The organism is Streptomyces shenzhenensis (genome assembly GCF_003688995.1).
Taxonomy (GTDB): domain Bacteria; phylum Actinomycetota; class Actinomycetes; order Streptomycetales; family Streptomycetaceae; genus Streptomyces; species Streptomyces shenzhenensis_A.
The window spans coordinates 593,467-618,855 of sequence record NZ_PENI01000001.1; the positions used below are offsets into that span (position 1 = coordinate 593,467).

18 protein-coding genes, 1 pseudogene and 1 riboswitch are annotated in these 25,389 nt (G+C 73.2%); of the genes and pseudogenes, 8 read left to right on the forward strand and 11 right to left on the reverse strand.

Annotation, left to right across the window (positions count from 1 at the left end; translation table 11 throughout):
• Nucleotides 1-19: 19 nt before the first annotated feature.
• Nucleotides 20-1,633: a cell division protein PerM gene (locus CTZ28_RS02560; RefSeq protein WP_121887515.1), complete on the reverse strand. Its 1,614-nt coding sequence runs from the start codon at nucleotides 1,631-1,633 to the stop codon at nucleotides 20-22.
• A 180-nt stretch (nucleotides 1,634-1,813) separates the two neighbouring features.
• Between CTZ28_RS02560 and CTZ28_RS02565 the strand changes: the two genes are divergently transcribed.
• Nucleotides 1,814-2,671, forward strand: coding sequence for a SigE family RNA polymerase sigma factor (locus CTZ28_RS02565; protein WP_398655164.1), 858 nt, complete (start codon nucleotides 1,814-1,816; stop codon nucleotides 2,669-2,671).
• Nucleotides 2,672-2,772: 101 nt separating this feature from the next.
• On the opposite strand, the gene sucD is transcribed toward CTZ28_RS02565, so the two are convergent.
• The 6 genes from sucD to CTZ28_RS02600 all read right to left on the reverse strand — a co-directional run bounded on the left by sucD (nucleotide 2,773) and on the right by CTZ28_RS02600 (nucleotide 11,360).
• Nucleotides 2,773-3,657 carry a succinate--CoA ligase subunit alpha gene (sucD, locus tag CTZ28_RS02570; RefSeq protein ID WP_121887517.1) on the reverse strand — a complete coding sequence of 295 codons (885 nt, stop codon included), beginning with the start codon at nucleotides 3,655-3,657 and terminating at the stop codon, nucleotides 2,773-2,775.
• Nucleotides 3,658-3,685: 28 nt separating this feature from the next.
• Nucleotides 3,686-4,864, reverse strand: coding sequence for an ADP-forming succinate--CoA ligase subunit beta (gene sucC / locus CTZ28_RS02575; protein ID WP_121887518.1), 1,179 nt, complete (start codon nucleotides 4,862-4,864; stop codon nucleotides 3,686-3,688).
• A 697-nt stretch (nucleotides 4,865-5,561) separates the two neighbouring features.
• Nucleotides 5,562-6,464 (reverse strand): hypothetical protein, encoded by a 903-nt coding sequence (locus CTZ28_RS02585; RefSeq protein ID WP_121887519.1) that lies wholly within the window; start codon nucleotides 6,462-6,464, stop codon nucleotides 5,562-5,564.
• A gap of 203 nt (nucleotides 6,465-6,667) precedes the next feature.
• On the reverse strand, nucleotides 6,668-7,867 hold the full coding sequence (locus CTZ28_RS02590; RefSeq protein WP_121887520.1) for a VWA domain-containing protein: 1,200 nt from the start codon (nucleotides 7,865-7,867) through the stop codon (nucleotides 6,668-6,670).
• Nucleotides 7,864-10,218, reverse strand: a complete 2,355-nt coding sequence (locus tag CTZ28_RS02595; RefSeq protein ID WP_121887521.1) for a DUF5682 family protein — start codon at nucleotides 10,216-10,218, stop codon at nucleotides 7,864-7,866. Before CTZ28_RS02595 ends, CTZ28_RS02590 begins: the two co-directional genes overlap by 4 nt.
• Nucleotides 10,215-11,360 (reverse strand): ATP-binding protein, encoded by a 1,146-nt coding sequence (locus CTZ28_RS02600; RefSeq protein WP_121887522.1) that lies wholly within the window; start codon nucleotides 11,358-11,360, stop codon nucleotides 10,215-10,217. Before CTZ28_RS02600 ends, CTZ28_RS02595 begins: the two co-directional genes overlap by 4 nt.
• 131 nt (nucleotides 11,361-11,491) lie before the next feature.
• On the opposite strand from CTZ28_RS02600, the gene CTZ28_RS02605 reads away from it, so the two are divergent.
• The 3 genes and pseudogenes from CTZ28_RS02605 to CTZ28_RS02615 all read left to right on the forward strand — a co-directional run.
• Complete coding sequence (locus CTZ28_RS02605; RefSeq protein WP_121887523.1) at nucleotides 11,492-12,847, forward strand: SWIM zinc finger family protein; 1,356 nt, start codon at nucleotides 11,492-11,494, stop codon at nucleotides 12,845-12,847.
• 41 nt (nucleotides 12,848-12,888) lie between these two features.
• The gene (locus tag CTZ28_RS02610; protein ID WP_220795302.1) at nucleotides 12,889-14,583 is read left to right on the forward strand and encodes a DUF5691 domain-containing protein; all 1,695 of its coding nucleotides are present in this window, start codon (nucleotides 12,889-12,891) and stop codon (nucleotides 14,581-14,583) included.
• 3 nt (nucleotides 14,584-14,586) lie between these two features.
• Nucleotides 14,587-14,724, forward strand: a pseudogene (locus tag CTZ28_RS02615) (DciA family protein); the annotation flags it as partial.
• A gap of 464 nt (nucleotides 14,725-15,188) precedes the next feature.
• Here the strand turns inward: CTZ28_RS02615 and CTZ28_RS02620 are convergent.
• Nucleotides 15,189-15,611, reverse strand: a complete 423-nt coding sequence (locus CTZ28_RS02620; RefSeq protein WP_121887524.1) for a coenzyme B12-dependent isobutyryl CoA mutase small subunit — start codon at nucleotides 15,609-15,611, stop codon at nucleotides 15,189-15,191.
• A gap of 303 nt (nucleotides 15,612-15,914) precedes the next feature.
• Here CTZ28_RS02620 and CTZ28_RS02625 point away from each other — a divergent pair, with 303 nt between their 5' ends.
• On the forward strand, nucleotides 15,915-16,775 hold the full coding sequence (locus CTZ28_RS02625; RefSeq protein WP_121887525.1) for an esterase/lipase family protein: 861 nt from the start codon (nucleotides 15,915-15,917) through the stop codon (nucleotides 16,773-16,775).
• Between the two features lie 310 nt (nucleotides 16,776-17,085).
• A complete protein-coding gene (locus tag CTZ28_RS02630; protein WP_121887526.1) occupies nucleotides 17,086-18,537 on the forward strand; it encodes a M23 family metallopeptidase in 1,452 nt (483 codons plus the stop codon).
• Nucleotides 18,538-18,609: 72 nt separating this feature from the next.
• Here CTZ28_RS02630 and pcrA read toward each other — a convergent pair whose 3' ends face one another.
• Entirely contained in the window at nucleotides 18,610-21,099 is a 2,490-nt protein-coding gene (pcrA, locus tag CTZ28_RS02635) for a DNA helicase PcrA (RefSeq protein ID WP_121887527.1), read from the reverse strand.
• A gap of 263 nt (nucleotides 21,100-21,362) precedes the next feature.
• Nucleotides 21,363-21,535, forward strand: a riboswitch (cyclic di-AMP (ydaO/yuaA leader).
• Nucleotides 21,536-21,543: 8 nt separating this feature from the next.
• Here pcrA and CTZ28_RS02640 point away from each other — a divergent pair.
• Together CTZ28_RS02640 and CTZ28_RS02645 are read left to right on the forward strand one after the other, a co-directional pair.
• Nucleotides 21,544-22,728, forward strand: a complete 1,185-nt coding sequence (locus tag CTZ28_RS02640; RefSeq protein ID WP_121887528.1) for a C40 family peptidase — start codon at nucleotides 21,544-21,546, stop codon at nucleotides 22,726-22,728.
• Nucleotides 22,729-22,898: 170 nt separating this feature from the next.
• Nucleotides 22,899-23,873 (forward strand): tellurite resistance/C4-dicarboxylate transporter family protein, encoded by a 975-nt coding sequence (locus CTZ28_RS02645; protein ID WP_121887529.1) that lies wholly within the window; start codon nucleotides 22,899-22,901, stop codon nucleotides 23,871-23,873.
• Between the two features lie 12 nt (nucleotides 23,874-23,885).
• Here CTZ28_RS02645 and CTZ28_RS02650 read toward each other — a convergent pair whose 3' ends face one another.
• The gene (locus CTZ28_RS02650) at nucleotides 23,886-24,239 is read right to left on the reverse strand and encodes a hypothetical protein (RefSeq protein WP_121887530.1); all 354 of its coding nucleotides are present in this window, start codon (nucleotides 24,237-24,239) and stop codon (nucleotides 23,886-23,888) included.
• A gap of 115 nt (nucleotides 24,240-24,354) precedes the next feature.
• Nucleotides 24,355-25,350 (reverse strand): aldo/keto reductase, encoded by a 996-nt coding sequence (locus CTZ28_RS02655; protein ID WP_121887531.1) that lies wholly within the window; start codon nucleotides 25,348-25,350, stop codon nucleotides 24,355-24,357.
• Nucleotides 25,351-25,389 lie beyond the last annotated feature (39 nt).

Genomic DNA, 25,389 nt, shown 5'->3' on the forward strand with positions numbered 1-25,389 from the left:
GCGGGGCGGGCGGACCGGGTCACGGCTTGTCCGGTGGTGCCGCCTCGCGCAGGGCTGTCCAGCGGGCCTCCCGGGACGCGTCGTCGTGCCACGCCGACGTCCCGGGGTCATCGGCCGGCAGCAGGTCGTAGGCGTCGGACCCCGTCGCACCGCCGCCCCGTTCCGCGGCCGGCGCCACCCGGACGGCCACCGCCTTCGGCTCCGGCTTGCCCGCAGGCGTCCCCTCCCCCCGTGCCGACCGCCCCCGCGACAACCAGGCCCGCAACCGCCGGACCCCCAGCCGCCACGCCCGTACCAGCAGCGCCACCGGCACCCCCACCACCACGATCCACGCGCCCGCCGCCCCGCCGGCCTGCCACCACACAGGACCGAACCGGGCGAGTGCCGAGGTGCCGAGCGGCCCGCCCGCCGCCTCGGCGAGCATCGCGACCACCGCCGCGCACATCCCCGCGGCCAGCACCACCACCCCCGCGGTCCGCGCGGCGGACCACGCGGACCGCCCGGCCTCCCGCGCCACCGCACCCTCGCCCGCGCCCGGGTCCGGGCGCGCGTCCCGCCGTCCCACGGCTCCCGCGACCGTGAACCGGGCCACGGCCAGCCCCGCCGCGACCGGAACCACCCCGGCCGCCCAGTGGAACGGCCCCCCTGCCCCCGCGTCCGGCACCGCCGCCAGCAGCGGAAACGGCGGCAACAGCGGCGCGGGATCGGAGGACAGCGGGGACACCACGTGCCCCGTTCCGAGGACGAACCCGGGTCCGAGGCCGTAGGCCGCCGACCAGACCGCCGCGTTCGGCACCAGCCCCACGCACAGCAGCAGCACCGCGAACCGCCCGGACCAGCCGTCCGTCAAGTGCAGGAAGGACTCGTGGGCCGCCCCGCCGTGCACCGCCAGGGAGGCCACGAACAGCAGCGCCCCGCCCCCGACGAGCACCGCCGTCCCGGCCCCTGCGGCCCGCGCGGCCGTACCGAGGCCCGAACCGGGCCCGGAGTCCGGACCCGCCGCGGGAACCGAACGGCGCAGCCGCTCCGGCCACAGCGCCGGCCGGCCCCGGACCGGCCCCATCGGACGGCCGTACGCCGTCCACACCCCCACGCCCGCCGCCCCCGCGGCGATCAGCGGCACACACACCGCGACCCAGCTCCACTCCGGCCGCAGCTCGCCGCCGCGGGCGTACAGGGTGGCGAGGCCGGCGACGGCGAGGTAGCCGAGGACGACGCCGGACCACGCCGTGCGCGCGGCGACCGGCGGTGGCCCGTCGGAGTCCTCGGGCGCGTCCACCGCGTCCCGCGCCGCCCGGTACAGCAGCCACACCGGCAGCAGGAGGAGCAGCAGCGGGGTGATGCCCATCGGCGCGGGGGCGCCGGACAGTGTGTCGGTGCGGACCAGTTCGACCCCGTGCGCGAGCAGCCACAGCGTCGCGGCGACGTGCAGGCCGCTGCCCGGGCCGCTGTCGGGATACGGCGAACTGATCCACAGCGTCATCACGAGCACGGCGGACGAGCCCAGCCCGAGACCGGCCGCGACCGCGCCGCCCACGAGGCTCGCGCCCCACCCGGGCGAGCGGTCGCGCAGCCGGCTCAGCAGGAACGACAAGGACGGTCGGCGAACGGTCATCTGCGTCACGACCGCCATGCTCCCAACGACACGCGCCTGATGGACGTAACGAGCGAACCACCGAAGTGTCGCTCAATATACGTTTATGTTCTTTTTCGCACGAAAGGACGTACAGTGACGCAGAGCCCCGCGAACCCGCCACCGCGGCCCGAAGGGGACGAGACGACGGTCCGTCACGAAGCCGCGGCGGCGGAGGACGTGACGGCCCCCCAGCCCCATCCGGCCTCCCTCGCGGCCGAGGACAGGGCCACGACAGCCGCCCTGACGCCCGCCCAGGCCTTCGACGCCCTCTACGCGTTCTGCGCCCCCGCCCTCGTACGGCAGGCCTATCTGCTCACCGGGCGCCGCGAACTCGCCCGCGAGTCCGTGGAGCGGGCCTTCCAACTGGCCTGGCAGAACTGGCCCGAGGTGGCCCAGGACCGGGACCCCGCCGGCTGGGTACGGGCGACGGCGTACGAGTGCGCCCTCTCCCCCTGGCACCGTTTCCGCCTGAGCCACCGGCGCCCTGAGCCCGCGCCCACCGACCCCGGCGACCGCGCGCTGCTGAAGGCGCTCCTCGGTCTGCCGCCGTCGTACCGCCGCACGCTCGTGCTGTACGACGGCGTCGGGCTCGGCCTGCCGGAGACCGCGGCGGAGACGGAGGCGAGCACCCCGGCGACGGCGAACCGGGTGACGCACGCACGCGCCGAGCTGGCCGCACGCGTCCCGGAGCTGTCGGACCCCGCGGTGCTCCACCGGCGGCTGGCCGAGCTGGCCTCCACGGAGCGGCTGCGGGCGCGGAAGCCGGAGCCGGTGCGGACCGGCGGCGAGCGCCGTAACCGCTTCTGGACCCGGGCCGCCATCGCCTTCACGGTCGCGATCATCGGGTCGACGGCGCTCGCACTGCGCACCGCGCCGACGCACTACGAGCCCCCGCTCGCCCCGGGCCACAAGGTGCGGGGCATTCCGCAGAATCCCGTGCTGGGCCCGCTGTCGCCCACGGAGCAGCAACTGCGGGCCAAGCTGCACACGGAGACCGCGAACGGGCCGGAACGGCTGCTGCCGCTCAACCGCTGAACGGGCCCACTCGCCGGGCACACGGAAGGGGTCCGCATCCGGTCGGGATGCGGACCCCGTCGTCAGCTGCCGGGTCGGCGAGCGGGGCTGCGCCCGGTCGCTCAGCTGCCGAGGATGCCGCGGGCCAGCTTGGCGGTCTCGGTCGGCGTCTTGCCGACCTTGACGCCGGCGGCCTCCAGGGCCTCCTTCTTCGCCTGGGCGGTGCCGGACGAACCGGAGACGATGGCGCCGGCGTGGCCCATGGTCTTGCCCTCGGGCGCGGTGAAGCCCGCGACGTAGCCGACGACCGGCTTGGTCACGTTCTCCTTGATGAAGGCCGCGGCCCGCTCCTCGGCGTCGCCGCCGATCTCACCGATCATGACGATCAGGTCGGTGTCGGGGTCGTCCTGGAAGGCGGCCAGGGCGTCGATGTGCGTGGTGCCGATGATCGGGTCGCCACCGATGCCGACGGCCGTCGAGAAGCCGATGTCCCGCAGCTCGTACATCATCTGGTAGGTCAGCGTGCCGGACTTGGAGACCAGGCCGATGCGGCCCGGCTTGGTGATGTCACCCGGGATGATGCCGACGTTCGACTGGCCCGGGGTGATGATGCCGGGGCAGTTCGGGCCGATGATGCGGGTCTTGTTGCCCTTCTTGCCGGCGTACGCCCAGAAGGCGGCCGTGTCGTGCACGGCGATGCCCTCGGTGATCACGACGGCCAGCGGGATCTCGGCGTCGATGGCCTCGACGACCGCGTCCTTGGTGAACTTCTCCGGCACGAAGATGACGGAGACGTCGGCGCCGGTCTTGTCGATGGCTTCCTTGACGGTGCCGAAGACCGGTACCTCGGTGCCGTCGAAGTCGACGGTCTGCCCCGCCTTGCGCGGGTTCACGCCGCCCACGACGTTGGTGCCGTCGCCCAGCATGAGCTTGGTGTGCTTCATGCCCGTGGCGCCGGTCATGCCCTGGACGATGACCTTGCTGTCCTTGTTGAGCCAGATAGCCATGGTGTCTTGATGTCCTCGTCCTCGGTGCTTACTTGGCGGCGGCCAGCTCGGCGGCCTTGTCGGCCGCGCCGTCCATGGTGTCGACGCGCTGCACCAGCGGGTGGGCGGCGTCGGAGAGGATCTTGCGGCCCAGCTCGGCGTTGTTGCCGTCGAGACGGACGACGAGCGGCTTGGTGACCTCCTCGCCCTTGTCCTCAAGCAGCTTCAGGGCCTGCACGATGCCGTTGGCGACCTCGTCACAGGCGGTGATGCCGCCGAAGACGTTGACGAACACGGAACGCACGTCCGGGTCGCCGAGGATGATCTCCAGGCCGTTGGCCATGACCTGGGCGGAGGCGCCGCCGCCGATGTCGAGGAAGTTGGCGGGCTTGACGCCACCGTGCTTCTCACCGGCGTACGCGACGACGTCCAGGGTCGACATGACCAGGCCGGCGCCGTTGCCGATGATGCCGACCTCGCCGTCGAGCTTGACGTAGTTGAGGTTCTTCTCCTTGGCGGCGGCCTCCAGCGGGTTGGCCGCGGCCTTGTCGTGGAGCTCCTCGAACTCGGGGTGGCGGAACTCGGCGTTGTCGTCCAGCGACACCTTGCCGTCGAGGGCGATGACCTCGCCGGAGGCGACCTTGGCCAGCGGGTTCACCTCGACCAGGAGGGCGTCCTCCTTGATGAAGGTGTCCCACAGCGTGACGAGCACGTCGGCGATCTTGTCCGCGACCTCGGCCGGGAACTTGGCGGCCGCGACGATCTCGCGGGCCTTCTCCGGCGTCACACCGTCGATGGCGTCGATCGGGGTCTGGGCGACGGCCTCCGGACGGGTGGCCGCCACCTCCTCGATCTCCATGCCGCCCTCGACGGAGGCGATGGAGAGGAAGGTGCGGTTGGCACGGTCGAGGAGGAAGGAGACGTAGTACTCCTCGACGATCTCCGGGGCGGTCTCAGCGATCATGACCTTGTGGACCGTGTGGCCCTTGATGTCCATGCCGAGGATGTCCGTCGCGCGGGCGACGGCCTCGTCCGCGGAGGCGGCCAGCTTGACGCCACCGGCCTTGCCGCGACCACCGACCTTCACCTGCGCCTTGACGACGGACTTGCCGCCCAGCCGCTCGGTGATCTCGCGCGCCGCCTCAGGCGTGTCGATGACTTCACCGGCCAGCACCGGTACATCGTGCTTGGCGAAGAGGTCCCTCGCCTGGTACTCGAACAGGTCCACGCGCTTCCGTCCCTATCAGTGATCTCGCGGTTCGTTGGATGCGTGGGCGTGCCGCGAAGGGCAGCGTGACGTCCGCATGTGTCACAAGGGATGCGCACACGGTGTCCGAGCGCGCGGCATGTCCGTCTCGCAGATTATCGCTGCTTCAGGGGGGCCTCTAAATCGCGGGTCACACCTGAGCGGTGATACCTGTCACATGATGCCGGTTTTTCCGGCACGGCGTGCCGTCGAGGCGAGGCCTCACCGGGCTGGGGTTGACCCGGTGAGGCCTCTGGAAGGGCCCGTGAGGGCCCGGGACGGCTGATCCCCACCCCAATGGGGACCAGTCCGCCCCGCCCGTGGGGTACGGGCCGCACGCGCCGACGGCATTCGGCCGTCCGGCCCGGCTGTCCCACGGAGTCGGTGGGGGCGGGCGGCTCACCGGTCCACGCCGTCACACCGGTCACGCTCGTCATGCCCGTCATTCCCGTCACCTGGGCCGCGCCGGTCACATCGGGGCGCGAGGGGCGGTCGGCGGCCGTACGGGGCCGTCGACCGCGCGTGCGCGGATGCGGGCGGGCGTGAACGGGGGTGGGCGGCGGTCCGCGTGAATCCGGGGAATCCGGGGGAATCCGGGGGAGGCGGAGCCCGGACCTGGCAGGCGGGCGGACAGGGTCAGCCCGCGCGGGTCCGGGCCGGGGAGCCGGCCGGTCCTGTGCTAGCCGGGGAAGACCGGGATGTCCCGGTGCCTGTCCCGGGCCCCGGGCGTCGCCGCGCGCGCGGCGGTACCGGGTACGAGCCCCAGCGGCGCCCGGTGGTGCAGGGTGACGGCATTCATGTCGGCATGGCGCGAACTGCCGCCGTCGAGGGCCGACTTGCCGGCCGTGCCGTCCGGGTCACCGGCGGGGGCGGGGTGGGGCGGGCTGTCCACGGCGGGCCCGGCGCCCCGGCCGCCGCTGGGCGCCGCGGACCCCTGCGCGGGGGCGACGACCGTTCCGAGCGGGCCGTGCACGGAGCCGGCCGGTGTCCGGTGCGCGGCGGTCCGCTTGCCCGTTCGCTCCGTCGGTTCGGGGGACGCCTGCGGCTCGCCCGGCTCCCCCGGCGCCGGTTGTGAGGTGACCGGTGCGGGCAGCAGCCGCCCCGGCAGCTCGGCGAGCCCGGGCAGCGACGGCAACGGCAGCGGGGTCGCCGCGTCACCGGGCAGTGCGGGCAGTGACGGCAGCTCGGGCAGGGCGGGCGAAGCGGGTGCTTCGGGCAGCACCGGCACCGCCGTCCGCGCCTCGTCCAGGGTCCGGGTTACCGCCCCGACCACGTCACCCACGGCCCCCACGACCCCACCGGCGACGGACCGCACCACGTCATGAACCACAGGCACGGCCACGGGGGCCGGTTCGGCTGCGGGAGCGGGCGCGGGCTTGCCGCGGGCGCCGGCCGGCCGGTCCGGGGTGTGCGGAGCGTCGCCGCCCGTGAGGGTCCGCACCGCGTCCTTCACCGGAGCCGCCACGGACGGAGCCGGCACGGCCGAGGTCAGGGACGGAGCGCCGTCGGCCGCGTGCGCCCGCTGGCCGCAGAGGAGTCCGAGCGCGAACAGGGCGCCCACCAGCACCGCCAGTGGCAGCACACGCCGTCCCCCCGCCGTGCGCCATACGCGCACAGCGGCACCGGACAGAGCTGCTGCTGAGGCCAAGAGCGGGTGGGTCCTCCCGTGCGGCGCAACGTGTGACGGGTCGGCACGCTGCGGACACCGATCCTTGCACGGGACGCCCGAGGTCGCGCAAGTCCCCCATCACCGATGGGCAGTCATGTCCCCTTCCGCCCCGGACCTCACGCGCCGTCCGGTATCGGCAGCGGGCGCTTCTCGATCGCCGCCGCCATGACCTCGGGGAACAGATCGGGGGTGCAGGCGAAGGCGGGCGCGCCCAACGCGGCGAGCGCGGCGGCGTGTTCACGGTCGTACGCGGGCGCCCCTTCGTCCGACAGCGCGAGCAGCGCCACGAACTGCACCCCCGACGCCTTCATCGCCGAGACCCGCTTGAGCATCTCGTTGCGTATGCCGCCCTCGTACAGGTCGCTGATGAGCACCACCACCGTCTCGGTCGGCCGGGTGATCTGCGACTGGCAGTAGGCGAGCGCCCGGTTGATGTCGGTGCCGCCGCCGAGCTGGGTGCCGAACAGCACGTCGACGGGGTCGTCCAGCTGGTCGGTGAGGTCGACGACAGCCGTGTCGAAGACGACGAGCCGGGTGTCGATGGACCGCATGGACGCCAGCACCGCCCCGAACACGGAGGCATAGACGACGGACGCCGCCATCGAACCCGACTGGTCGATGCAGAGGACGACCTCCTTCTTCATGGACTGGGCGGCGCGGCCGTAACCGATGAGCCGCTCCGGCACGATCGTGCGGTACTCGGGCAGATAGTGCTTGAGGTTGGCCGCGATCGTGCGGTTCCAGTCGATGTCGTGGTGGCGCGGCCGGTTGACGCGGGCGCTGCGGTCGAGAGCGCCGGTGAGCGTGGCCCGGGTCCGGGTCGCGAGCCGCTTCTCCAGATCCTCGACGACCTTGCGCACGACCGCCCTTGCCGTCTCCTTCGTGGTCTCCGGCATCGCCTTGTTGAGCGAGAGCAGCGTGCCGACGAGGTGCACGTCGGCCTCCACCGCCGCCAGCATCTCCGGCTCCAGCAACAGGGAGTCCAGCCCGAGCCGGTCGATGGCGTCCCGTTGCATGACCTGGACCACGGAAGAGGGGAAGTACGTCCGGATGTCGCCGAGCCAGCGGGCCACGGACGGGGCCGACGCCCCGAGCCCCGCCGCGCGGTCCCGCCCCGACTGCGGTCTGTCCCCCTTCCCGTAGAGCGCGGCGAGCGCGCCGTCCATCGCCGCGTCCTGTCCGTGCAGCGTGCATCCGGTCCCGTCGGCGGACTCGCCGCCGAGCACCAGCCGCCAGCGCCGCAGCCGTTCCCCGGCGGCGTCCGCTGCGGCCGGGCCGCCGGCAGCGGTCTCCGTCGTGGTCTTCGTGGTCGTCATGTGCCCACCCCCGCCAGGTCCTTGTCGTCGGTGTCCAGGCCGAGCAGCAGCCGCACCAGAGGCAGTACGGCCTCCGCGCGCTCGGTGTCGGGCTCGGGTGCGAACCCGGGTATGCCGGCCGTCCGGCCGGCCGACGCGCCGCCGCGCACCCCGGGGCCGCGCCGCACCAGCTCGCCCAGGGTCCGCCGCACGCCCGGTTCGTACGCCGCGAACGTCCGCCGCAGCAGCGGCAGGACATCCGTGAACGCGTCCGCCGGCACCCCGGTCAGCCATGCGTCGACCAGCCCCAGCAGCCGCTCGTCGTGCACGAGCAGCATGCCTCCCCCGCCGCCCACGAAGCCCTCGATCCAGGCGGCGGCGTCCTGCGGCGGTGTGCCCGGCGAGAGCACGAGCCCCATCAGCCGGGCCGCCTCGTCCTGCCCCACCTCACCCTCGTCCAGCAGGAGCCGCACGGCCCGGCCGCGGATGACCCCGGGCACGGTGTCCCGGCCGGACAGCGACCGGAGCACGGAGCGCCAGCGGGCCCGCAGGTCGCCGTGGCTCGCGGCCGAGCTCTCGGCGAGGAGCCCCACCGCGCCGTGCACCGCGTCCACGTGGCCGCGCATCTGCTCGGCCGCGTCCGCGTCGAGGGCGGTGCAGGCCGGTGGCAGCCCGACGAAGACCCGCTCCGCGAGGCCCGCGGCGACCTCGGCGAGCGCCGTGGTGTCCGTGCCCCGCACGTCGCCGTAGCGCAGCGAGCGGACCAGGGCGGGGAGGGCCTGGGCGAGATGGCCGACGTCGGCGTCGAGCGCCGCCCGGTCGGCGAGCACCCGCATCACCACCGGGAGCGCGTCGCGCAGTCCGGCCAGCAGGCAGTGCTCGGCCAGCGCGGTCACGTCGGCGAGCGCCCGCGCGGCCCGGGCGTCCGCCTCGGCCCTGGCGGTCGCGGCGGCGGCCACCGTCGTCCCCCACACCCCGGCCTCGGCGACCCGCACGGACAGCTCCGGCTCCCAGCGCAGCCGCCAGGTCTCCCGGAACGTGCCCGTGCTGCCCCGCGACCGGGCCGGCTCGCCCCAGCCGATGCCCAGCAGCCGCAGCCGGTGCAGCAGCCGGCTGCGCTCGGCGTCGTTCTCCTTGCGCAGGTCCAGCTCCAGCTCGCGCTCCAGCGCCTCGGGCTTGAGCCGCAGCCGCCGTTGCAGCAGGGTCAGGTCCCGCTGCAGGGGCACGGCTGGCGCCGTGTCCGGCACCTCCCCCAGCACGTCGCCGACGACCAGCCGGTCGTGCACCAGCGCCAGCGGCACGTCCGAGCCGTCGCACATCACCGCGCGCACCGCGTCGGTGGTCTCGGTCAGCCCCGGCAGCGGGCGTCCGCGCATCGCGGCGAGCGTCCCGGCCAGCCGGACCGCCTCGATGACGTGCGCGGACGAGACGATCCGGTCCTCCTCGCGCAGCAGCCCCGCCACCTTGGTCAGCCACCGCTCGACCGGCCGGTCCGGTGCCCCGAACAGATGCCCGTACCAGCCCGGCGAGTCGATGCCCGCCCCGTAGCCGCTGGCCCGGGACAGTCTGCGGTGCGTCCACGGCACCCATGTCATGTCCGCCTTGACCTTGGGCAGCCCCTTCAGCAGCGCCCGGTCGGCGGTGACGGCGCTCTTCCGGCGCAGCGCGGGCACATGCCACGCCCCGCACACCACGGCCACGCTGTCGCCGAACTCCCGCTGCGCGGACCGCAGTTGGAGCCGCATATGCGCCTCTCGCACGAGGTCCCGGTCGTGCCCACCGGCGCCGTACGTCTCCCGCAGCGCCCCCATCGCCTCCTCCAGTGCGGCGAACGGCGCGAGAGCGGCCTCCCGGTCGCGCGTCCCGTCCCCCGGAGCCCCGGCGCCCCGGTGCTCCACGACGTCCTCCCACCAGCGCTCGGGATCGTCGTATCCGGCGGTCTCGGCGAGCACGGCCAGCGGGTCGAGACGGAGCGTGTGCTCGGCGGACGGCCCTGACGGGTTCTCTTCCTCTACCTCAGCCTCTGCCTCTTCTTCCGCCTTCCGCCACGCCAGGGTGTGCGTGGCGGGCAGGTCGATGAAGCGGGCCGGTACGTCGTGTTCCAGGGCCCAGCGGATGGCCACCCACTCCGGGGAGAACTCGGCCAGCGGCCAGAACGCCGAGCGGCCCGGCTCGTCCACGGCGTGGGCGAGGAGCGCGACCGGGGGCCGCATGCCCTGGTCGGCGGCGAGCGGAACAAGGGCGTCGGCCTCGGGCGGCCCCTCGATCAGCACCGCTTCCGGCACGGCGGCGTCCAGCGCGGCCCGCACGGCCCGCGCCGACCCCGGCCCGTGGTGCCGCACGCCGAGCAGCAGGGGTTGTGAGCCGCTCATGCGCTCACCTCCCGGCAGGCCCGGTAGAAGTCCTTCCAGCCGTCGCGCTCGCGGACCACCGTCTCCAGATACTCCTGCCAGATGACGCGGTCCGCCGCGGGGTCGCGGACGACGGCGCCCAGGATGCCCGCGGCGATATCGCCCGGCCGCAGCACGCCGTCGCCGAAGTGGGCGGCCAGGGCGAGCCCGTTGGTGACGACGGAGATCGCCTCGGCGGTGGACAGCGTGCCGCTGGGCGACTTCAGCTTCGTGCGGCCGTCCGCGGTGATGCCGTCGCGCAGTTCACGGAAGACGGTCACGACGCGGCGGATCTCGTCGATGCCGTCGGGCGCCGTGGGCAGGTCGAGGGAGCGGCCGATCTGGTCGACGCGCCGGGAGACGATGTCGACCTCGGTGTCGGCGTCGGCCGGCAGGGGCAGCACGACCGTGTTGAAGCGGCGGCGCAGCGCGCTGGACAGGTCGTTGACCCCGCGGTCGCGGTCGTTGGCCGTGGCGATCAGGTTGAAGCCGCGGACCGCCTGTACCTCCTGGCCCAGCTCCGGTATCGGCAGGGTCTTCTCCGACAGGATCGTGATCAGCGTGTCCTGCACGTCCGCCGGGATGCGGGTCAGCTCCTCCACCCGGGCCGTCAGGCCTTCCGCCATGGCGCGCATCACCGGGCTGGGCACGAGGGCGTCCCGGCTCGGGCCGTGGGCGAGCAGCCGCGCGTAGTTCCAGCCGTAGCGGATGGCCTCCTCGGGGGTGCCCGCCGTGCCCTGCACCAGCAGCGTCGAATCACCGCTGACCGCGGCGGCCAGATGCTCGGACACCCAGGTCTTCGCCGTGCCGGGCACGCCGAGCAGGAGCAGGGCGCGGTCAGTGGCGAGCGTGGTGACGGCGACCTCGACGATACGGCGCGGGCCCACGTATTTCGGTGTGATCACCGTGCCGTCCGGGAGGGTGCCGCCGAGCAGGTAGGTGGCGACCGCCCACGGCGACAGCTTCCAGCGGGCCGGGCGCGGACGGTCGTCCTGCGCGGCCAGCGCGGCGAGTTCGGCGGCGAAGGCGTCCTCGGCGTGCGGGCGCAGCGCCTGCGCCGCGTTCGCGGGCGCGGAGTTGTTCTGGCTCGGTTCGACGGACGTAGGTTCCACGGACACAGACATGGCTGAGGCCCCCTCCAGCTCGGCCGGTTCGGATCTGTGTCCACCGTGCACCACCCCACTGACAATCGCTCTGACCTGCACAAATGCCCCGGCTGGACCGATTGTCAGTGGGGGGATCTACCTTCGATGGCATGACTCAGCAGGGGGTGCGCTGGACCGCGGACCAGGTGCTGGCACTGGCGCCTGACGCCGCGTCGCGCAAAGCGGGAAGCAAGCTCGGCGCGGCCGGGCCGTGGTCCGAGGCGGGAAGTTCCGACGAGGGGACGGTGTGGGGACTGTGCAAGGGCAGTGGCAGCAAGCCGTATCAGACGGTGGTGGACATCGCGGACGCGTCCGGCCCCGCGTACAAGTGCAGTTGTCCGAGCCGCAAGTTCCCGTGCAAGCACGCGCTCGGCCTGCTGCTGCTCTGGGCGGGCGGGGACGCCGCGGTGCCGACGGGGCAGGCCCCGGACTGGGCGGAGCAGTGGACAGCGGGACGGAAGAAGCGTGCGCAGGACAAGCGGCCGCCGGCCGAGGGTGGTTCGGCCGCCGGATCCGGTGATCCCGAAGCGGCGCGGCGCCGGGCGGAGCGCCGGGCCGAGCGGATCACCGCGGGCGCGACGGAGCTGGAGCAGCGCCTGGCCGACCTGCTGCGCGGCGGACTGGCCTCGGCGGAACAGGCGGGTTACGGCCTGTGGGACGAGACGGCGGCCCGCATGGTCGACGCGCAGGCGCCCGGACTGGCCGCGCGGGTGCGGGAGTTGGGCGCCATTCCGGCGTCCGGTCCGGGCTGGCCGGTACGGCTGCTGGAGGAGTGCGCGCTGCTGCACCTCCTCGACCAGGGCTGGCTGCGCCGGGACCGGCTGCCGGACGGCATCGCGGCGACGGTCCGTTCCCGTGTCGGCCTGCCCGCGGCGCCGGACGGCCCGTCGACGCGCGACCGCTGGCTGGTCCTCGCCCAGTACGACACGGCGGACGCCAAGCTGACGACGCGCCGCATCTGGCTGTACGGCGAGGAGTCGGGCCGCACCTGCCTGCTCCTCTCCTACGGCGCGGCGGGCCGCGCCCCCGAGCAGGCCCTGCCGGTCGGGCTGGCCCTGGAGGCGAAGGTGTCCGTCCACCCCGGCGCCGGGCAGCTGCGGGCCACGCTCGGGGAGCGGTTCGCTCCGCCCGCGCCGGCGGCGATACGGCCGCCGGGCGGGACGACGGCGCGGGCGGTCGCCCGGTACGGCGAGGCGCTGCGGGACGACCCCTGGCTGGACGCGGTGCCGGTGACGCTGGACCGGGTCGTGCCCACGCCGGACGGCGGGTCCTGGCAGCTGGCGGACGCCGACGGTGACGGGGCGCTGCCGTTGGCCCCGGCCGCCCGCTCCCGACCCGGGCTGTGGCGGCTGGTCGCCCTGTCCGGCGGCGCCCCGGTCACGGTGTTCGGCGAGTGCGGCCACCGGGGCTTCACTCCGCTGACGGCCTGGCCGGAGGGCGCCGGAGAGGCGGTGGCGCTGTGTTGAACCGACCGGAGACCACGGGAGATCCGACCAGAAGGAGTCGTATGAACGGGAGCAGCGCTGCGGTGCGGGATGCGGCCGCTCCGCCGGACACCACGGACGCCGCGGACACCACGCTCGCCGCGGGCACCGTGGACGCCAGGGGCACCGCCGACGTCTGGGAGGACCTCGTCACCACGGCGCTGCTCGGCACCGACCGGCGCCCGCCCGCCGGGGGCGCGCCGGGCCGGGCGGCACCGGTGGCGCTGCTGGACGCGGCGGCCGTGGAGACCGTACGGCGGCGGGCCGGGCTGCGTCCGGCCACGGCGGCCCGGCGCCCGGAGCCGGCCGCCGAGGATCCGCGTCCCGCCCTGCCCGCCGCCGCGGCCCGCCGGCTCACCCTGCTGCTGGCCGACCGTCCCGGCACGGGCGGCGGTCGCCGGGGCGCCTCGCCCGACCTGATGGAGCTGCTGCCCCAGTGGCTGGCGGCGGCGAACGCGCAGGGCTACGCCGCGCCGCCGGAGACACTGCCCGCGCTGCTGGACGCGGCGCGGGGGCGCACGGACCTGCGCCCCGCGGCGCTCGCGTTCGCGGGGCCGCGGGGGCTGTGGCTGGCCCGGCTGAACCCGGACTGGAGATTCGCCCTGCGCGCGGCACCGGGCGGCGGCGCGGCCCTGCCGGACCTCGACGACACCGACGGGGTGCGACGGCTGTGGGAGGAGGGCCTGTTCGCCGAGCGGGTCGCCCTGCTCGCCGCGATCCGCGCGGCCCGGCCCACGGCGGCACGCGAGTTGCTGGCGACCACATGGGCGACGGAGCGCGCCGAGGACCGGCTGATGTTCCTCGACTCGCTGCGTCCGGGACTGTCCGCCGCCGACGAGCCCTTCCTGGAGCGGGCGTTGGCCGACCGGAGCCGCAATGTGCGGGCGCTGGCCGCCGAGTTGCTGTCCGCGCTGCCCGGTTCGGCGCTGGCGGCGCGGATGGCGGTCCGGGCCGGGGCCTGTGTGGCGGTCGACCACACGGACGGCGCGCCGGCCATCGTGGTGGAGGCGCCGCTGGAGTGCGACGCGGCGATGGAGCGGGACGGGATCGTGGCCAAACCTCCCGCGGGGCGCGGGAAACGGGCCTGGTGGCTCGGCCAGTCGGTGGAGGCGGCGCCGCTCGGGACATGGCCGCGGCGGCTCGGCGGGCGTACGCCCCGGGAGATCGTGGCGCTGCCGGTGACGGACGACTGGCAGGGCGAGTTGCACGCGGCCTGGTGCCGGGCGGCGGTGCGGCAGCGGGACCCGGAGTGGTCACGGGCGCTGCTCGGGACGCCCGGCGCGCCGGAGGCGAGCGGGCCGGGAGCGGTGTCCCTCGCCGAGCGGGCGAAGCTGCTGGGCACGCTCGATGCCGCGGAACGGGCGGACTGGGTCGCCGGGTTCATCGCGGCGCACGGTCTGTCCGAGGCGTTCCAGTTGCTCGGGGTGTGCGCCGTGCCCTGGGCGGCGCCGCTCGGGCGGGCGGTGGTGGACGCGCTCGACATCGCCCGGGACGCGGGAAGTTACCCCTGGAGCTTCAGCGGGGTGATGGGGCTCGCCGAGCGCTGTCTGGATCCCGCGGAGGCGTCGCGGCTGGACGGGTTGCTGGCGGTGCCGGACGAGCGGGAGGACGCGTCACCGGGCGCCGGCGGCTACTGGGCGGAGGCGTTCCAGCGGCTCATGACCACCTTGCGGCTGCGCGCCGACATGGCCCGTGAACTGACGCCGGCCGGCACCTGAGCCTCCGGTGCGCGCACCGGAGGCCGTGCCCCGATGACGCTGGGCGCCGCCATCGACCGGCTGATCACCGAGCGCGGCTGGAAGGTGCCCGCCGCGGTGGGCGGGGCGATGGGCCGCCGGCCGCGCATCGTCGACGACGACCCCGTGGGGGCCGCTCCCGCCCGAGGCCGCGGCGGAAGCCCGACGCCACCGCGGTACGGCCGAACACCGGCCGACCCCTGGGGACGCGACGAGGCGGGCCGGACAGCGACCTGACTCGGCACCGCAGCGGTACGGGCCGGACAGCGGCCTGACTCGGGGGGCGCGGCGGTGCGGGCCGAACGGGGCCCGCCTCAGGGGGCGCGGCGCCTCCGAGACGGCCCGGTTCGATGCCGGGCCACCGCGACGGCCCCGGGCCCCTCGGCCTGCGGCACCCGGTGTCGGAAACTCCCGCGACGCGACACCGGGTGCCAGGTCTTCTCGCGTCGCGGCACGGGGTGTTGGGGCCGGACCCCTCCTGCCACGGCACCGGCCCAAGCACCCGTTCGGCCCAAGGAGCCGAGCGCCGGAAGAGCCGAAACGGGTGAACCTGTGAACGTGGCCGAGACGACGGAATCGACCCGGTGTCAGCCGCCGGAGGCGGCCGGCTGCCGTACGTTCTCCCGCACCCACGCCACGATCGACGCCGTGGTGGCACCCGGGGTGAAGATCTCCGCGACACCCTTCTCCTTGAGCGGCGCGATGTCCGCCTCGGGAATGATGCCGCCGCCGAAGACCAGGATGTCCTCGGCGTCGCGCTCCTTGAGAAGGCCGAGGACGGCCGCGAACAGGGTGTTGTGCGCACCGGAGAGGATGGACAGGCCGATCGCGTCGGCGTCCTCCTGGATCGCCGTGTCGACGATCTGCTCGGGCGTCTGATGGAGCCCGGTGTAGATGACCTCCATGCCGGCGTCGCGCAGCGCCCGCGCGATGACCTTGGCCCCACGGTCATGACCGTCGAGCCCCGGCTTGGCCACCACCACGCGGATCGGACCGGCTGTCACACCCATCACTGCCTCCATGAAGCGATTGGATCCATCCGTACCGACAAGTACCGCACAGTCCGCGCGGTCCGCCACCGGCCGCGAAGTGAACGGTCGTTATCCATAGCATCCCTCAACCGGCAGTTTTACGGCGGCGACCGAGGGGGAAATCACATAATGGGACATGTTCGGGAGCCGCAGCGTGGTCCGCAGGGAAAGGAAAGGCACGCGGCGTGTACGGGACACACGCTCGATCACCCTGCGCACGGCTTCCCATAAGGGCACACGGGGGACAGAGACGTCCTCCTGTGTGCCGACAGGAGGTCGGCCATGATGGTCACCAGGGCAGTGCAGCCCCTTCGTCCGCTCTACCAGCTCCTCCTGCCGGCCAGACTGGCGGGACTTTCTGTGACCCTCCTCAAGGCGACCGCCCTTGAGGTCACGATCCTCGCGGGACACCTCCTCCTCTATCCGACCGGCATCATCCAGGAACGCCGCTCCCGGCCCCCGTCCCCGCCGGACGGCGCCGCGCAGCTACCGGTCCGACCCGACCTCCCGGTCGTGCTGCTGCACGGCTTCATCGACAACCGATCGGTCTTCGTCCTGTTGCGCCGCAATCTCGCCCAGCACGGCAGGAACCAGGTGCAGTCCCTCAACTACTCTCCGCTGACCTGTGACATACGCACCGCGGCCGAACTGCTCGGCAAGCACATCGAGGAGATCTGCGAGCGCACGGGCAGCCCGCAGGTGGACATCGTGGGGCACAGCCTCGGCGGGCTGATCGCGCGCTACTACGTGCAGTGTCTGGGCGGTGACAGCCGGATCCGCACCCTGGTGACGCTGGGCACCCCGCACTCCGGCACCCGGGCGGTGCCGCTCGCGAACGCCCACCCGATCGTGCGCCAGATGCGCCCCGGTTCGGACGTGATCGAGGAACTGGCCCTGCCCGCGCCCGGCTGCCGTACGCGGTTCGTCAGCTTCTGGAGCGACCTCGACTCGGTGATGGACCCGCTGGCGGCCGCCTGCCTCGACCATCCCGACCTGCTGGCCGAGAACGTGCCGGTGACCGGGATCGGGCATCTCGCCCTGCCGGTGCATCCGGCGGTCGCGGGCCGCATCCGGCAGGTGCTCGACACCGAACAGGTGGACACGGGCGTCGTCGCGGACCCCTCGGGGCTGACCGTGGCCTGAGCGCCGAGGGCGGGCGGAGGGCGGTCCGGAACACCCGAACGGCCGCCCCCGCGCGACCGGCTCGCGGGACCGCCCCGCACAGCGGGACCGCACGGCCTCTCGCGGGCGCGTTCACGGGACCGGACGCCGCCCACAGTCGAACATTCTTCGAACACAAGGCCAAACCCGCGTCCACGGTCCCCCGAAACACGGCCGAATGCCCGTTTCCTTCGGACGCGAAACCAGCAGAAGATTGTCGCGCCCGCGTACCGCCGGGTACAGTCGCCGCACTGCTCTGCCAGCCCCTGTTGTCGAGGCGAAAGAGAAGTTGGTGAACGACCGTCACCCGTCGGGGACCTTGACCACCCCGGCTCCGGCTTCCGAAGCCACCTCGGCGCACTACGCGTACGGCGGACAGGAAGCCCAGTACGGCGACTTCACCACGTACGGCGGCTACGACGCCGGCGGTTTTCCGCAGGGCGCGCAGGCCACCGCGGCCTTCGAGGCCGACCCCCTCTTCGGCAACCTCCCGGGAGAGGCCGGGAGCACCGGCGCGTACGACTCCACACACTGGTCGACGGGCGCCCATCAGACCCTGAACTACGACCCGTACGCGGCGCAGCACCAGGCCGTCTACGACAGCGGCGCCTACGACGCCACGGCGTGGACGTTGCCGCAGCAGGGCTCGTCGCCCGAGACCAGCGGTCAGTGGGACGCCGGTACCTGGCTCCAGGCCGACCAGCCCGGCGGTGCCGACCCGACCCAGCAGTGGGAGTGGGGCACCCAGACCTTCGACACCGGCGCGTACGACGCCACGCAGTGGAACTCCGACGGCGCCGGTACCGAGCAGCGGGCCGAGCCCTTCGACCAGCAGGCGACCAGCACGTTCGAGCAGCCCTCGTACGAGACGCACTCCTACGAGGAACCCGCCCCGGACGAGGGCGAGTTGTCCGCCACCGGTGAACTGCCCGCGGCGATGCCGCTGCTCGACGACCAGGAAGAGGTCACCCCGGCGCCCGCCCCCCGCGCGGGCTCGCGCGCCGCGGCCCGCTCCCGGCGCCGTCCGCCCGCCAAGCGCTCCGCGCTGCTGACCATCGCGGTGCCCTCGGCCTGTGTGATGGGGGTCGCCGGGATCGCCGCCGCCTCCGTGGGCGGCCTGACGGACGACGGCACGGACACGACCGCCTCCGCCGCGGACGCGACGCCGGTGAAACCATCCACCGCCAACAACAAGCTGGACACCCAGCTCGAAAGCCTCTCCGCCGGCGCCGACGACTTCGCCGACCGGGCCAGCCGTACGCAGGAGCGCATCGACCTCAAGGCCCAGCAGGAGGCCGAGAAGAAGAAGGCGCAGGCCGAGGCGGCGCTCAAGGAGCGGCTGCGCCCCAAGTTCGCGCTCCCGGTCGCCCAGCACGGGCTCAGCGCCTACTTCGGGCAGGCCGGTGTGAACTGGATGTCCGTGCACACCGGTATCGACTTTCCCGTGTCGTACGGCACGACGGTGATGGCCGCGACGGACGGCACCGTCCGCACGGAGTGGAACAGCGCCTACGGCAATATGATGATCGTGACGGCGAAGGACGGCACGGAGACCTGGTACTGCCACCTCTCCAGCTACCGGGTCATCTCCGGTACACCGGTCAAGGCCGGGCAGCCGATCGCGTACTCCGGGAACTCGGGCAACTCCACCGGTCCGCACCTGCACTTCGAGGTGCGCCCGGCCGGCGGTTCGGCGATCGACCCGCTGCCGTGGCTGCGCAGCCACGGAATCAACCCCACGTAGGCCCCGCGGGTCCGCCGGCCCGGCGCCCCGTCCGCGGGCCCCCGCCGGCCGGCAGGGGCCCGGCTCAGCGGGCTACAGCTTCTCCACCGGCGCGTACCGCAGCAGCAGCCGCTTGGGCTTCGAGTCTCCGAAGTCGATCGTCGCCTGGGCCTTGTCCCCCGTGCCCGCCACCGCGACGACCGTGCCGAGTCCGAACTGGTCGTGCGTGACCCGGTCGCCGACGGCCAGGGAGACCACCGGCTTCTCCGACGTCCTGCGCGTGGCGAACCCGGACGCGCCCGCCGCGGAGGAGCGGGAGCGGGACGAGGACAGCGAGGCCGCGATGCCGGACGCCGGTCCGGACGGCGCGGGCGCCGTGGCTCCCGTCCGCTTCCACTCCATGTGGACGGCCGGGATCTCCTCCAGGAACCGCGAGGGCGGGTTGTACGAGGGCTGGCCCCAGGCGCTGCGCAGCACCGACCGCGTGAGGTACAGCCGCTCCCGCGCGCGCGTGATGCCGACGTACGCCAGGCGCCGCTCCTCCTCCAGCTCCTTGGTCTGGCCGAGGGCGCGCATGTGCGGGAAGACGCCGTCCTCCATGCCGGTCAGGAAGACCACCGGGAACTCCAGGCCCTTGGCGGTGTGCAGGGTCATCAGCGTGATGACGCCGGCGCCCTCCTCGTCGTCCGGGATCTGGTCGGAGTCGGCGACCAGCGCGACCTGCTCCAGGAAGTCGGCGAGCGTGCCGCCCGCGGCCGGCTCTCCCTCGCCGCGCTCCTGCTCGAACTCCAGGGCCACGGAGGCGAGTTCCTGGAGGTTCTCGATCCGGGTCTCGTCCTGCGGGTCGGTCGAGGCCTGCAACTCGGCCAGGTAGCCGGTGCGTTCGAGCACCGCCTCCAGGACGGTGGCCGGGCCCGCGCCGGACTCGACGATCGTGCGCAGCTCCTCCATCAGCACATTGAACCGCTTGACGGCGTTGGTGGACCGCGCGGCCATGCCGTACGCCTCGTCCACGCGGCGCAGCGCCTGCGGGAAGCTGATCTTCTCGCGCTGCGCGAGCGCGTCGATCATCGCCTCGGCGCGCTCGCCGATGCCGCGCTTGGGCACGTTCAGGATGCGGCGCAGCGGGACCGAGTCCTCCGGGTTGGCCAGCACCCGCAGGTAGGCGAGGACGTCCCGGACCTCCTTGCGCTCGTAGAAGCGGACGCCGCCGACGACCTTGTAGGGCAGGCCGACGCGGATGAAGACCTCTTCGAAGACACGGGACTGGGCGTTGGTGCGGTAGAACACGGCGACATCGCCGGCCTTCGCCTCGCCCGCGTCGGTCAGCCGGTCTATCTCGTCGGCGACGAACTGCGCCTCGTCGTGCTCGGTGTCCGCGACGTACCCGGTGATGGTGGCGCCCGTGCCCGCGTTGGTCCACAGGTTCTTCGGACGGCGGGACTCGTTGCGCTCGATGACGGCGTTGGCGGCGGACAGGATCGTCTGCGTGGAGCGGTAGTTCTGCTCCAGGAGGATCGTCGTCGCGTCCGGGTAGTCCTCCTCGAACTGGAGGATGTTGCGGATGGTCGCGCCGCGGAAGGCGTAGATCGACTGGTCGGCGTCGCCCACGACGCACAGTTCCGCGGGCGGCAGGTCGTGCTCGCCCGGCGGCACGTCCACCGGGTGCTCGGCGGTCCCGACGAGCGCGCGCACGAGCGCGTACTGCGCGTGGTTGGTGTCCTGGTACTCGTCGACGAGCACATGGCGGAAGCGGCGGCGGTAGTGCTCCGCGACGTCCGGGAACGCGCGCAACAGGTTGACCGTCGTCATGATCAGGTCGTCGAAGTCGAGGGCGTTCGCCTCGCGCAGCCGCGACTGGTAGAGGGCGTAGGCCTGGGCGAGGGTCTTCTCGAAGCTGTCGCTCGCCTGGGCGGCGAAGTCCTCCTCGTCGATCAGCTCGTTCTTCAGGTTGCTGATCTTGGCGCTGAAGGACTTGGGCGGGAAGCGCTTGGGGTCGAGGTCCAGGTCGCGGCAGACCAGGGCCATCAGGCGCTTGGAGTCGGCGGCGTCGTAGATCGAGAAGGACGAGGTGAAGCCGAGGCGCTTGCTCTCGCGGCGCAGGATGCGCACGCACGCGCTGTGGAAGGTCATCACCCACATCGCGTGGGCGCGCGGGCCGACGAGCTGCTCGACGCGCTCCTTCATCTCGCCCGCGGCCTTGTTGGTGAAGGTGATCGCGAGGATCTGCCCCGGGTGCACCTTGCGCTCCGCCAGCAGGTGGGCGATGCGGTGCGTGAGCACGCGGGTCTTGCCGGAGCCGGCGCCGGCCACGATGAGCAGCGGGGAGCCGGAGTGCACGACGGCGGCGCGCTGGTTGTCGTTCAGCCCGTGCAGGAGCGCGGCCGGGTCGATGACCGGCCGCGGGGCGCCGTCCCCGTAGTGGGTGTCCCGGTCCGGGGGCACGTCGAACTTCCCGCCGAACAGATCGTCCGGAACCGGCTCCGGAGCGTGTTCGTCCTCGGGCGGCGGCGGGGGTTCACCCTCCTGCCCGTGGGGGGTCGGGAGGTCCGCCAGGAAGCTGTCGTCAAAGAGGCTGCTCATCGCTCTCCGAGTCTAGGCCGCACCACCGACAGCCCGCCGCCGCCCCGAGCACATCGCCCGGGTCCGCCGGCGGATCCCGCTCCGGTCCACAGGCCGGGCAAACCGCTCACCGTGCGGAATCACCTTGTCACCCAGACGGAAACCCACCATCAGGTCACGAAAATGTATCGGACATATCACCCATCAACCTTCACAGGAGCCACACGAGTTGGCTAGCGTGCCGGGCAGGCCGTACGACCCCCACCGGCGAACATCGCCGGGCCGTACGGCCTCCGCCGAGTCCGGCGCGCCTTCCGTGGCGCACGGAGCCGGGGACCCACACCGACTTTGGGGTGAATCGGCCCAACTCCCTTGCGGGGAACGGCCGTAGGGCAAACCTTCCGAACCATCCGCCCGAACCCGTCAGCTAACTCGGTAGGCGGAACACGGAAGGAGTCGCCTCTCTTGGCGTCGCACCGCAAGTCGCGCTCCGCGGGCACCCGCGTTTCCGGCATACGTACCCCCGCCCTGGCCACCGCCGCCCTCACCTCCGTGGCCCTGCTCTCCCAGACGGCGAACGCCGCCCCCACTCCCGACGGCGACCGGCCGAGCGTGGAGGAGGTGCAGAAGAAGGTCGACGACCTGTACCGGCAGGCCGAGTCGGCGACCGAGAAGTACAACGCGGCCAAGGAGAAGTCCGGCAAGCAGCGCAAGCGCGTCGACACCCTCCTGGACGATGTCGCCCAGCGCACGGACAAGCTCAACAAGGCCCGTGAGGAACTGGGCACGTTCGCCGCCGCGCAGTACCGGACCGGGGCCGCCGCCCCCGACACCGCCACCTTCCTGCTCGCGGACACCCCGCAGGACTACTTCGACCAGACCCAGCTGATGGGCCGGCTGACGTCGCGTCAGAAGACCGCGGTCGACGACTACGCCACCGAGCAGTCGGCGACGATGAAGAAGCGCCAGGAGGCCACGAAGAGCCTGGAGACGCTCAACGAGTCCCAGGACGAGCTGAAGACCGCCAAGGCCACCGTCCAGAAGAAGCTCTCCACCGCGCGCCAGTTGCTGTCCGAGCTGACCGCGGAGGAGAAGGCGCGGCTCGCGGCGATCGAGAAGCGCAAGCAGGAGGAGGCCGCGCGGAAGGCGGCCGAGCTGGCCAAGAAGCAGGCGGAGGAGCAGGCCGCGCGGGAGGCGGCGCAGCAGAAGAGCGACTCGTCGAACTCCACGGACTCGTCGTCTTCGTCGTCGTCTTCATCCTCGTCATCCTCTTCGTCCGGCTCCGCCTACGCCACCAAGGCAGAGAAGGCGATCGCGTTCGCCCGGGCGCAGATCGGCAAGCCGTACGTCTGGGGTGCCACCGGACCCGGCTCCTACGACTGCTCGGGGCTCACCCAGGCCGCCTGGAAGGCCGCGGGCGTCACCCTGCCGCGTACCACCTGGAGCCAGGTCGAGGCTGGCACCACGGTCTCCCTCGCCAACGCCCAGCCCGGTGACCTGGTCTTCTTCTACGACGACGTCAGCCACGTGGGCCTCTACATCGGCAACGGCATGATGATCCACGCTCCGAAGCCGGGCGCCTACGTCCGCGAGGAGTCGATCTACTACGCCGGGGACTCGATCATCCACAGCGTGGTACGCCCGGCCTGACCCGTCCCGGCGGTTTTCCGGCGCCACGCGTGCGTGGGCGTGAACCCGACCGGGACCCACGCGCGCGTGGGCGCGTTCAGGTTCCGCCATGTCCCGCGCCCGCGCGTTTTTGAGACGTACGCACGCGTGCCACGCCGCCGGCGCGTCCGGGGCTCCCTACCATCGGGCGCATGCCCGGCATCTCCCCCGTCCGCGCCTGGTGGGCGCAGCGTCCGCCGGCGGCCGGGGCCGCCGTGATGGCGACCGGCATCGTCTCGCTGGGCCTGCACCTGACCGGGTACGAGGTCCTGTCCCTGATCGCCCTGGCGCTGGGCTGTGTCGCCTGGCTCGCGCTCGCCGTGGATTTCGTCACGGGCATGCTGCGCGACCCGGCACGGTGGCGGGCCGGGGCGAGGACGCCCGGCACGCTCGCCGCCGTGGCCGCGACGACGGTGCTCGGCACCCGTGTCTCCGTGCTCGGCCGGCACACCCTCGCCGCCGCGCTGCCCGCGCTGGCCGCGGTGCTCTGGCCGGTGCTGCTGTTCCTCGTCGGACGGAACCTGCGGCCCCGCATGTCCGGGGCGGTGTTCCTGATCTGCGTGGCCACCGAGGGGCTCGCCGTGCTCGGCGCCACCCTGGCCGCCGCGGGGACGACGGCATGGCTCGCGCACACGGCGCTGGTGCTGTTCTGGCTGGGGCTGGCGCTCTACCTGCTCGCGCTGACCCGGTTCGACGCCCGGCAGGTGCTCAGGGGGGCCGGGGACCACTGGGTCCTGGCCGGCGCGCTCGCCATCGCGGCGCTGGCCGGAGCGAAGCTGATCACCGCCGAGAGCCCGGCCCTGTATCTGTGGAACGAGGACGACCGGGATGTCCTGCACACCGCGACCGTGTGTCTGCTCGTCCTCGATCTGGCCTGCTACGTCGTCCTGGTGATCGCGGAGGTGGTCCGGCCCCGCCCGCGCTACGACGTGCGCCGCTGGTCGACGGTGTTCCCGATGGGGATGACGGCGGCGGCCTCGCTGTCCGCGTCGGCGGCCGTCGGCACCCCGTGGCTGCGGGGTCTCGGGCAGGCGCTGCTGTGGGTCGCCGTCGCGGCCTGGCTGGCCGTGGCCGCGGGCGCGGTCGTGGCGGCGCGCGCCGGGATCAGGGCCGCGGGCCGCGCCTGACGTCTGCGTACGTCATGTCCACAGCACAGCAATGAAGATGTTCGCCGTGGTCAGCAGGCCCACCACGCCGAACAGGCTCTTGTCGACCCGCTCCTCGTCCCGCTTCACGTAGACGAGCCCGAGGATCACGATCAGCAGGGCCAGCTTCACGCCGATCTTGATGTTGTTGACATGGTGGTACTCGGCCTGATCGAGGCCGACCAGGATCGCTCCGGTGACCAGCATGGTCAGCGCACCGTGCAGCATGGCGGGGACGAAGCGGGCGGTGCCCCCGCCCATCGCCTTCATCTGGGTGAGGAAGCCGCCGAGGAGGGCGGCGATGCCGACGATGTGCAGGCCGACGAAGAGATGGATGAGTACGTCCATGGCCCCGGAGCCTAATCAGGGGCCCCTGAGCGGACGCGCACCGCCCCCCAGGTCGGTCGTCAGGACCGGCGCCGCGGACGCTCACCCGTGGCAGCCGGTCGCCGGAGGGCCGGGTTCAGTTCCCCACGCCGAGACCGGACATGAACGCGGACGGGTAGCGGTCGCCGCGTGCCGCGCCCGGGGGCACCGCCTTCTCGATCGCGGCGAGGTCGTCCGCGGTGAGGTTCAGCTCCGCCGCGGGCAGCGCCTCGGCCAGCCGCTCGCGGGTGCGAGCGCCGACCAGTGGCACGATGTCGTCGCCCTGTGCGGCCACCCAGGCGATGGCCAGCTGGGCGACGGTGCACCGCTTCGCCTCGGCGACCTGGCGCAGAGCCTTCACGAGGGCGAGGTTGTGTTCCACGTTCCCGTTCGTGAACCGCGGGCTGAAGGCACGGCTGTCGCCGGGGCCGCCGGTGCGGCCGGCGGACCAGTGCCCGGAGATGAGGCCGCGACCGAGGACGCCGTACGCGGTCAGTCCGATGCCGAGCTCCCGCAGCGTGGGCAGGATGTCCGCCTCCACCGCGCGGGAGATCAGCGAGTACTCGATCTGCAGGTCGGCGACCGGGTGCACGGCGTGCGCCCGGCGGATCGTCGCCGCGTCGACCTCGGAGAGGCCGAGGTGCCGCACATAGCCGGCGTCGATCATCTCCTTGATCGCGCCCACCGTCTCCTCGATGGGGACCGCCGGGTCAAGCCGGGCGGGACGGTAGATGTCGATGTGGTCGGTGCCCAGCCGGGTCAGCGAGTGGGCCAGGAAGTTCTTCACCGCCTCGGGACGGCCGTCATGCCCGCCGAACTGCGTGCCCGGCCCCCGCAGCATGCCGAACTTGACGCTGAGCCGGTAACTGTCCCGCTCCCGGCCGCGCAACGCCTCGGCGAGCAGCAGCTCGTTGTGGCCCATGGCGTAGAAGTCGGCGGTGTCGATCAGTGTGACGCCGGCCTCCAGCGCGGCGTGCACGGTGGCGATGCTCTCCGTGCGGTCGGCCACGCCGTAGGCGCCCGACATGCTCATCGCTCCCAGGCCCAGCGCGGAGACGGCCGGGCCGGTGCTGCCCAGGGTTCGCATCTGCATGGGTTCTCCTCCATCGTCGAACTGCCACCCACCTTGCCC

Excerpts from the sequence above, each read along its gene's own strand:
- CTZ28_RS02560 (WP_121887515.1), bottom strand. The coding sequence starts at position 1,633 with ATGGCGGTCGTGACGCAGATGACCGTTCGCCGACCGTCCTTGTCGTTC.
- sucD (WP_121887517.1), bottom strand. The coding sequence starts at position 3,657 with ATGGCTATCTGGCTCAACAAGGACAGCAAGGTCATCGTCCAGGGCATG.
- CTZ28_RS02590 (WP_121887520.1), bottom strand. The coding sequence starts at position 7,867 with ATGACGACCACGAAGACCACGACGGAGACCGCTGCCGGCGGCCCGGCC.
- CTZ28_RS02595 (WP_121887521.1), bottom strand. The coding sequence starts at position 10,218 with ATGAGCGGCTCACAACCCCTGCTGCTCGGCGTGCGGCACCACGGGCCG.
- CTZ28_RS02600 (WP_121887522.1), bottom strand. The coding sequence starts at position 11,360 with ATGTCTGTGTCCGTGGAACCTACGTCCGTCGAACCGAGCCAGAACAAC.
- CTZ28_RS02605 (WP_121887523.1), top strand. The coding sequence starts at position 11,492 with ATGACTCAGCAGGGGGTGCGCTGGACCGCGGACCAGGTGCTGGCACTG.
- CTZ28_RS02610 (WP_220795302.1), top strand. The coding sequence starts at position 12,889 with ATGAACGGGAGCAGCGCTGCGGTGCGGGATGCGGCCGCTCCGCCGGAC.
- CTZ28_RS02620 (WP_121887524.1), bottom strand. The coding sequence starts at position 15,611 with ATGGGTGTGACAGCCGGTCCGATCCGCGTGGTGGTGGCCAAGCCGGGG.
- CTZ28_RS02625 (WP_121887525.1), top strand. The coding sequence starts at position 15,915 with ATGATGGTCACCAGGGCAGTGCAGCCCCTTCGTCCGCTCTACCAGCTC.
- pcrA (WP_121887527.1), bottom strand. The coding sequence starts at position 21,099 with ATGAGCAGCCTCTTTGACGACAGCTTCCTGGCGGACCTCCCGACCCCC.
- CTZ28_RS02645 (WP_121887529.1), top strand. The coding sequence starts at position 22,899 with ATGCCCGGCATCTCCCCCGTCCGCGCCTGGTGGGCGCAGCGTCCGCCG.
- CTZ28_RS02650 (WP_121887530.1), bottom strand. The coding sequence starts at position 24,239 with ATGGACGTACTCATCCATCTCTTCGTCGGCCTGCACATCGTCGGCATC.
- CTZ28_RS02655 (WP_121887531.1), bottom strand. The coding sequence starts at position 25,350 with ATGCAGATGCGAACCCTGGGCAGCACCGGCCCGGCCGTCTCCGCGCTG.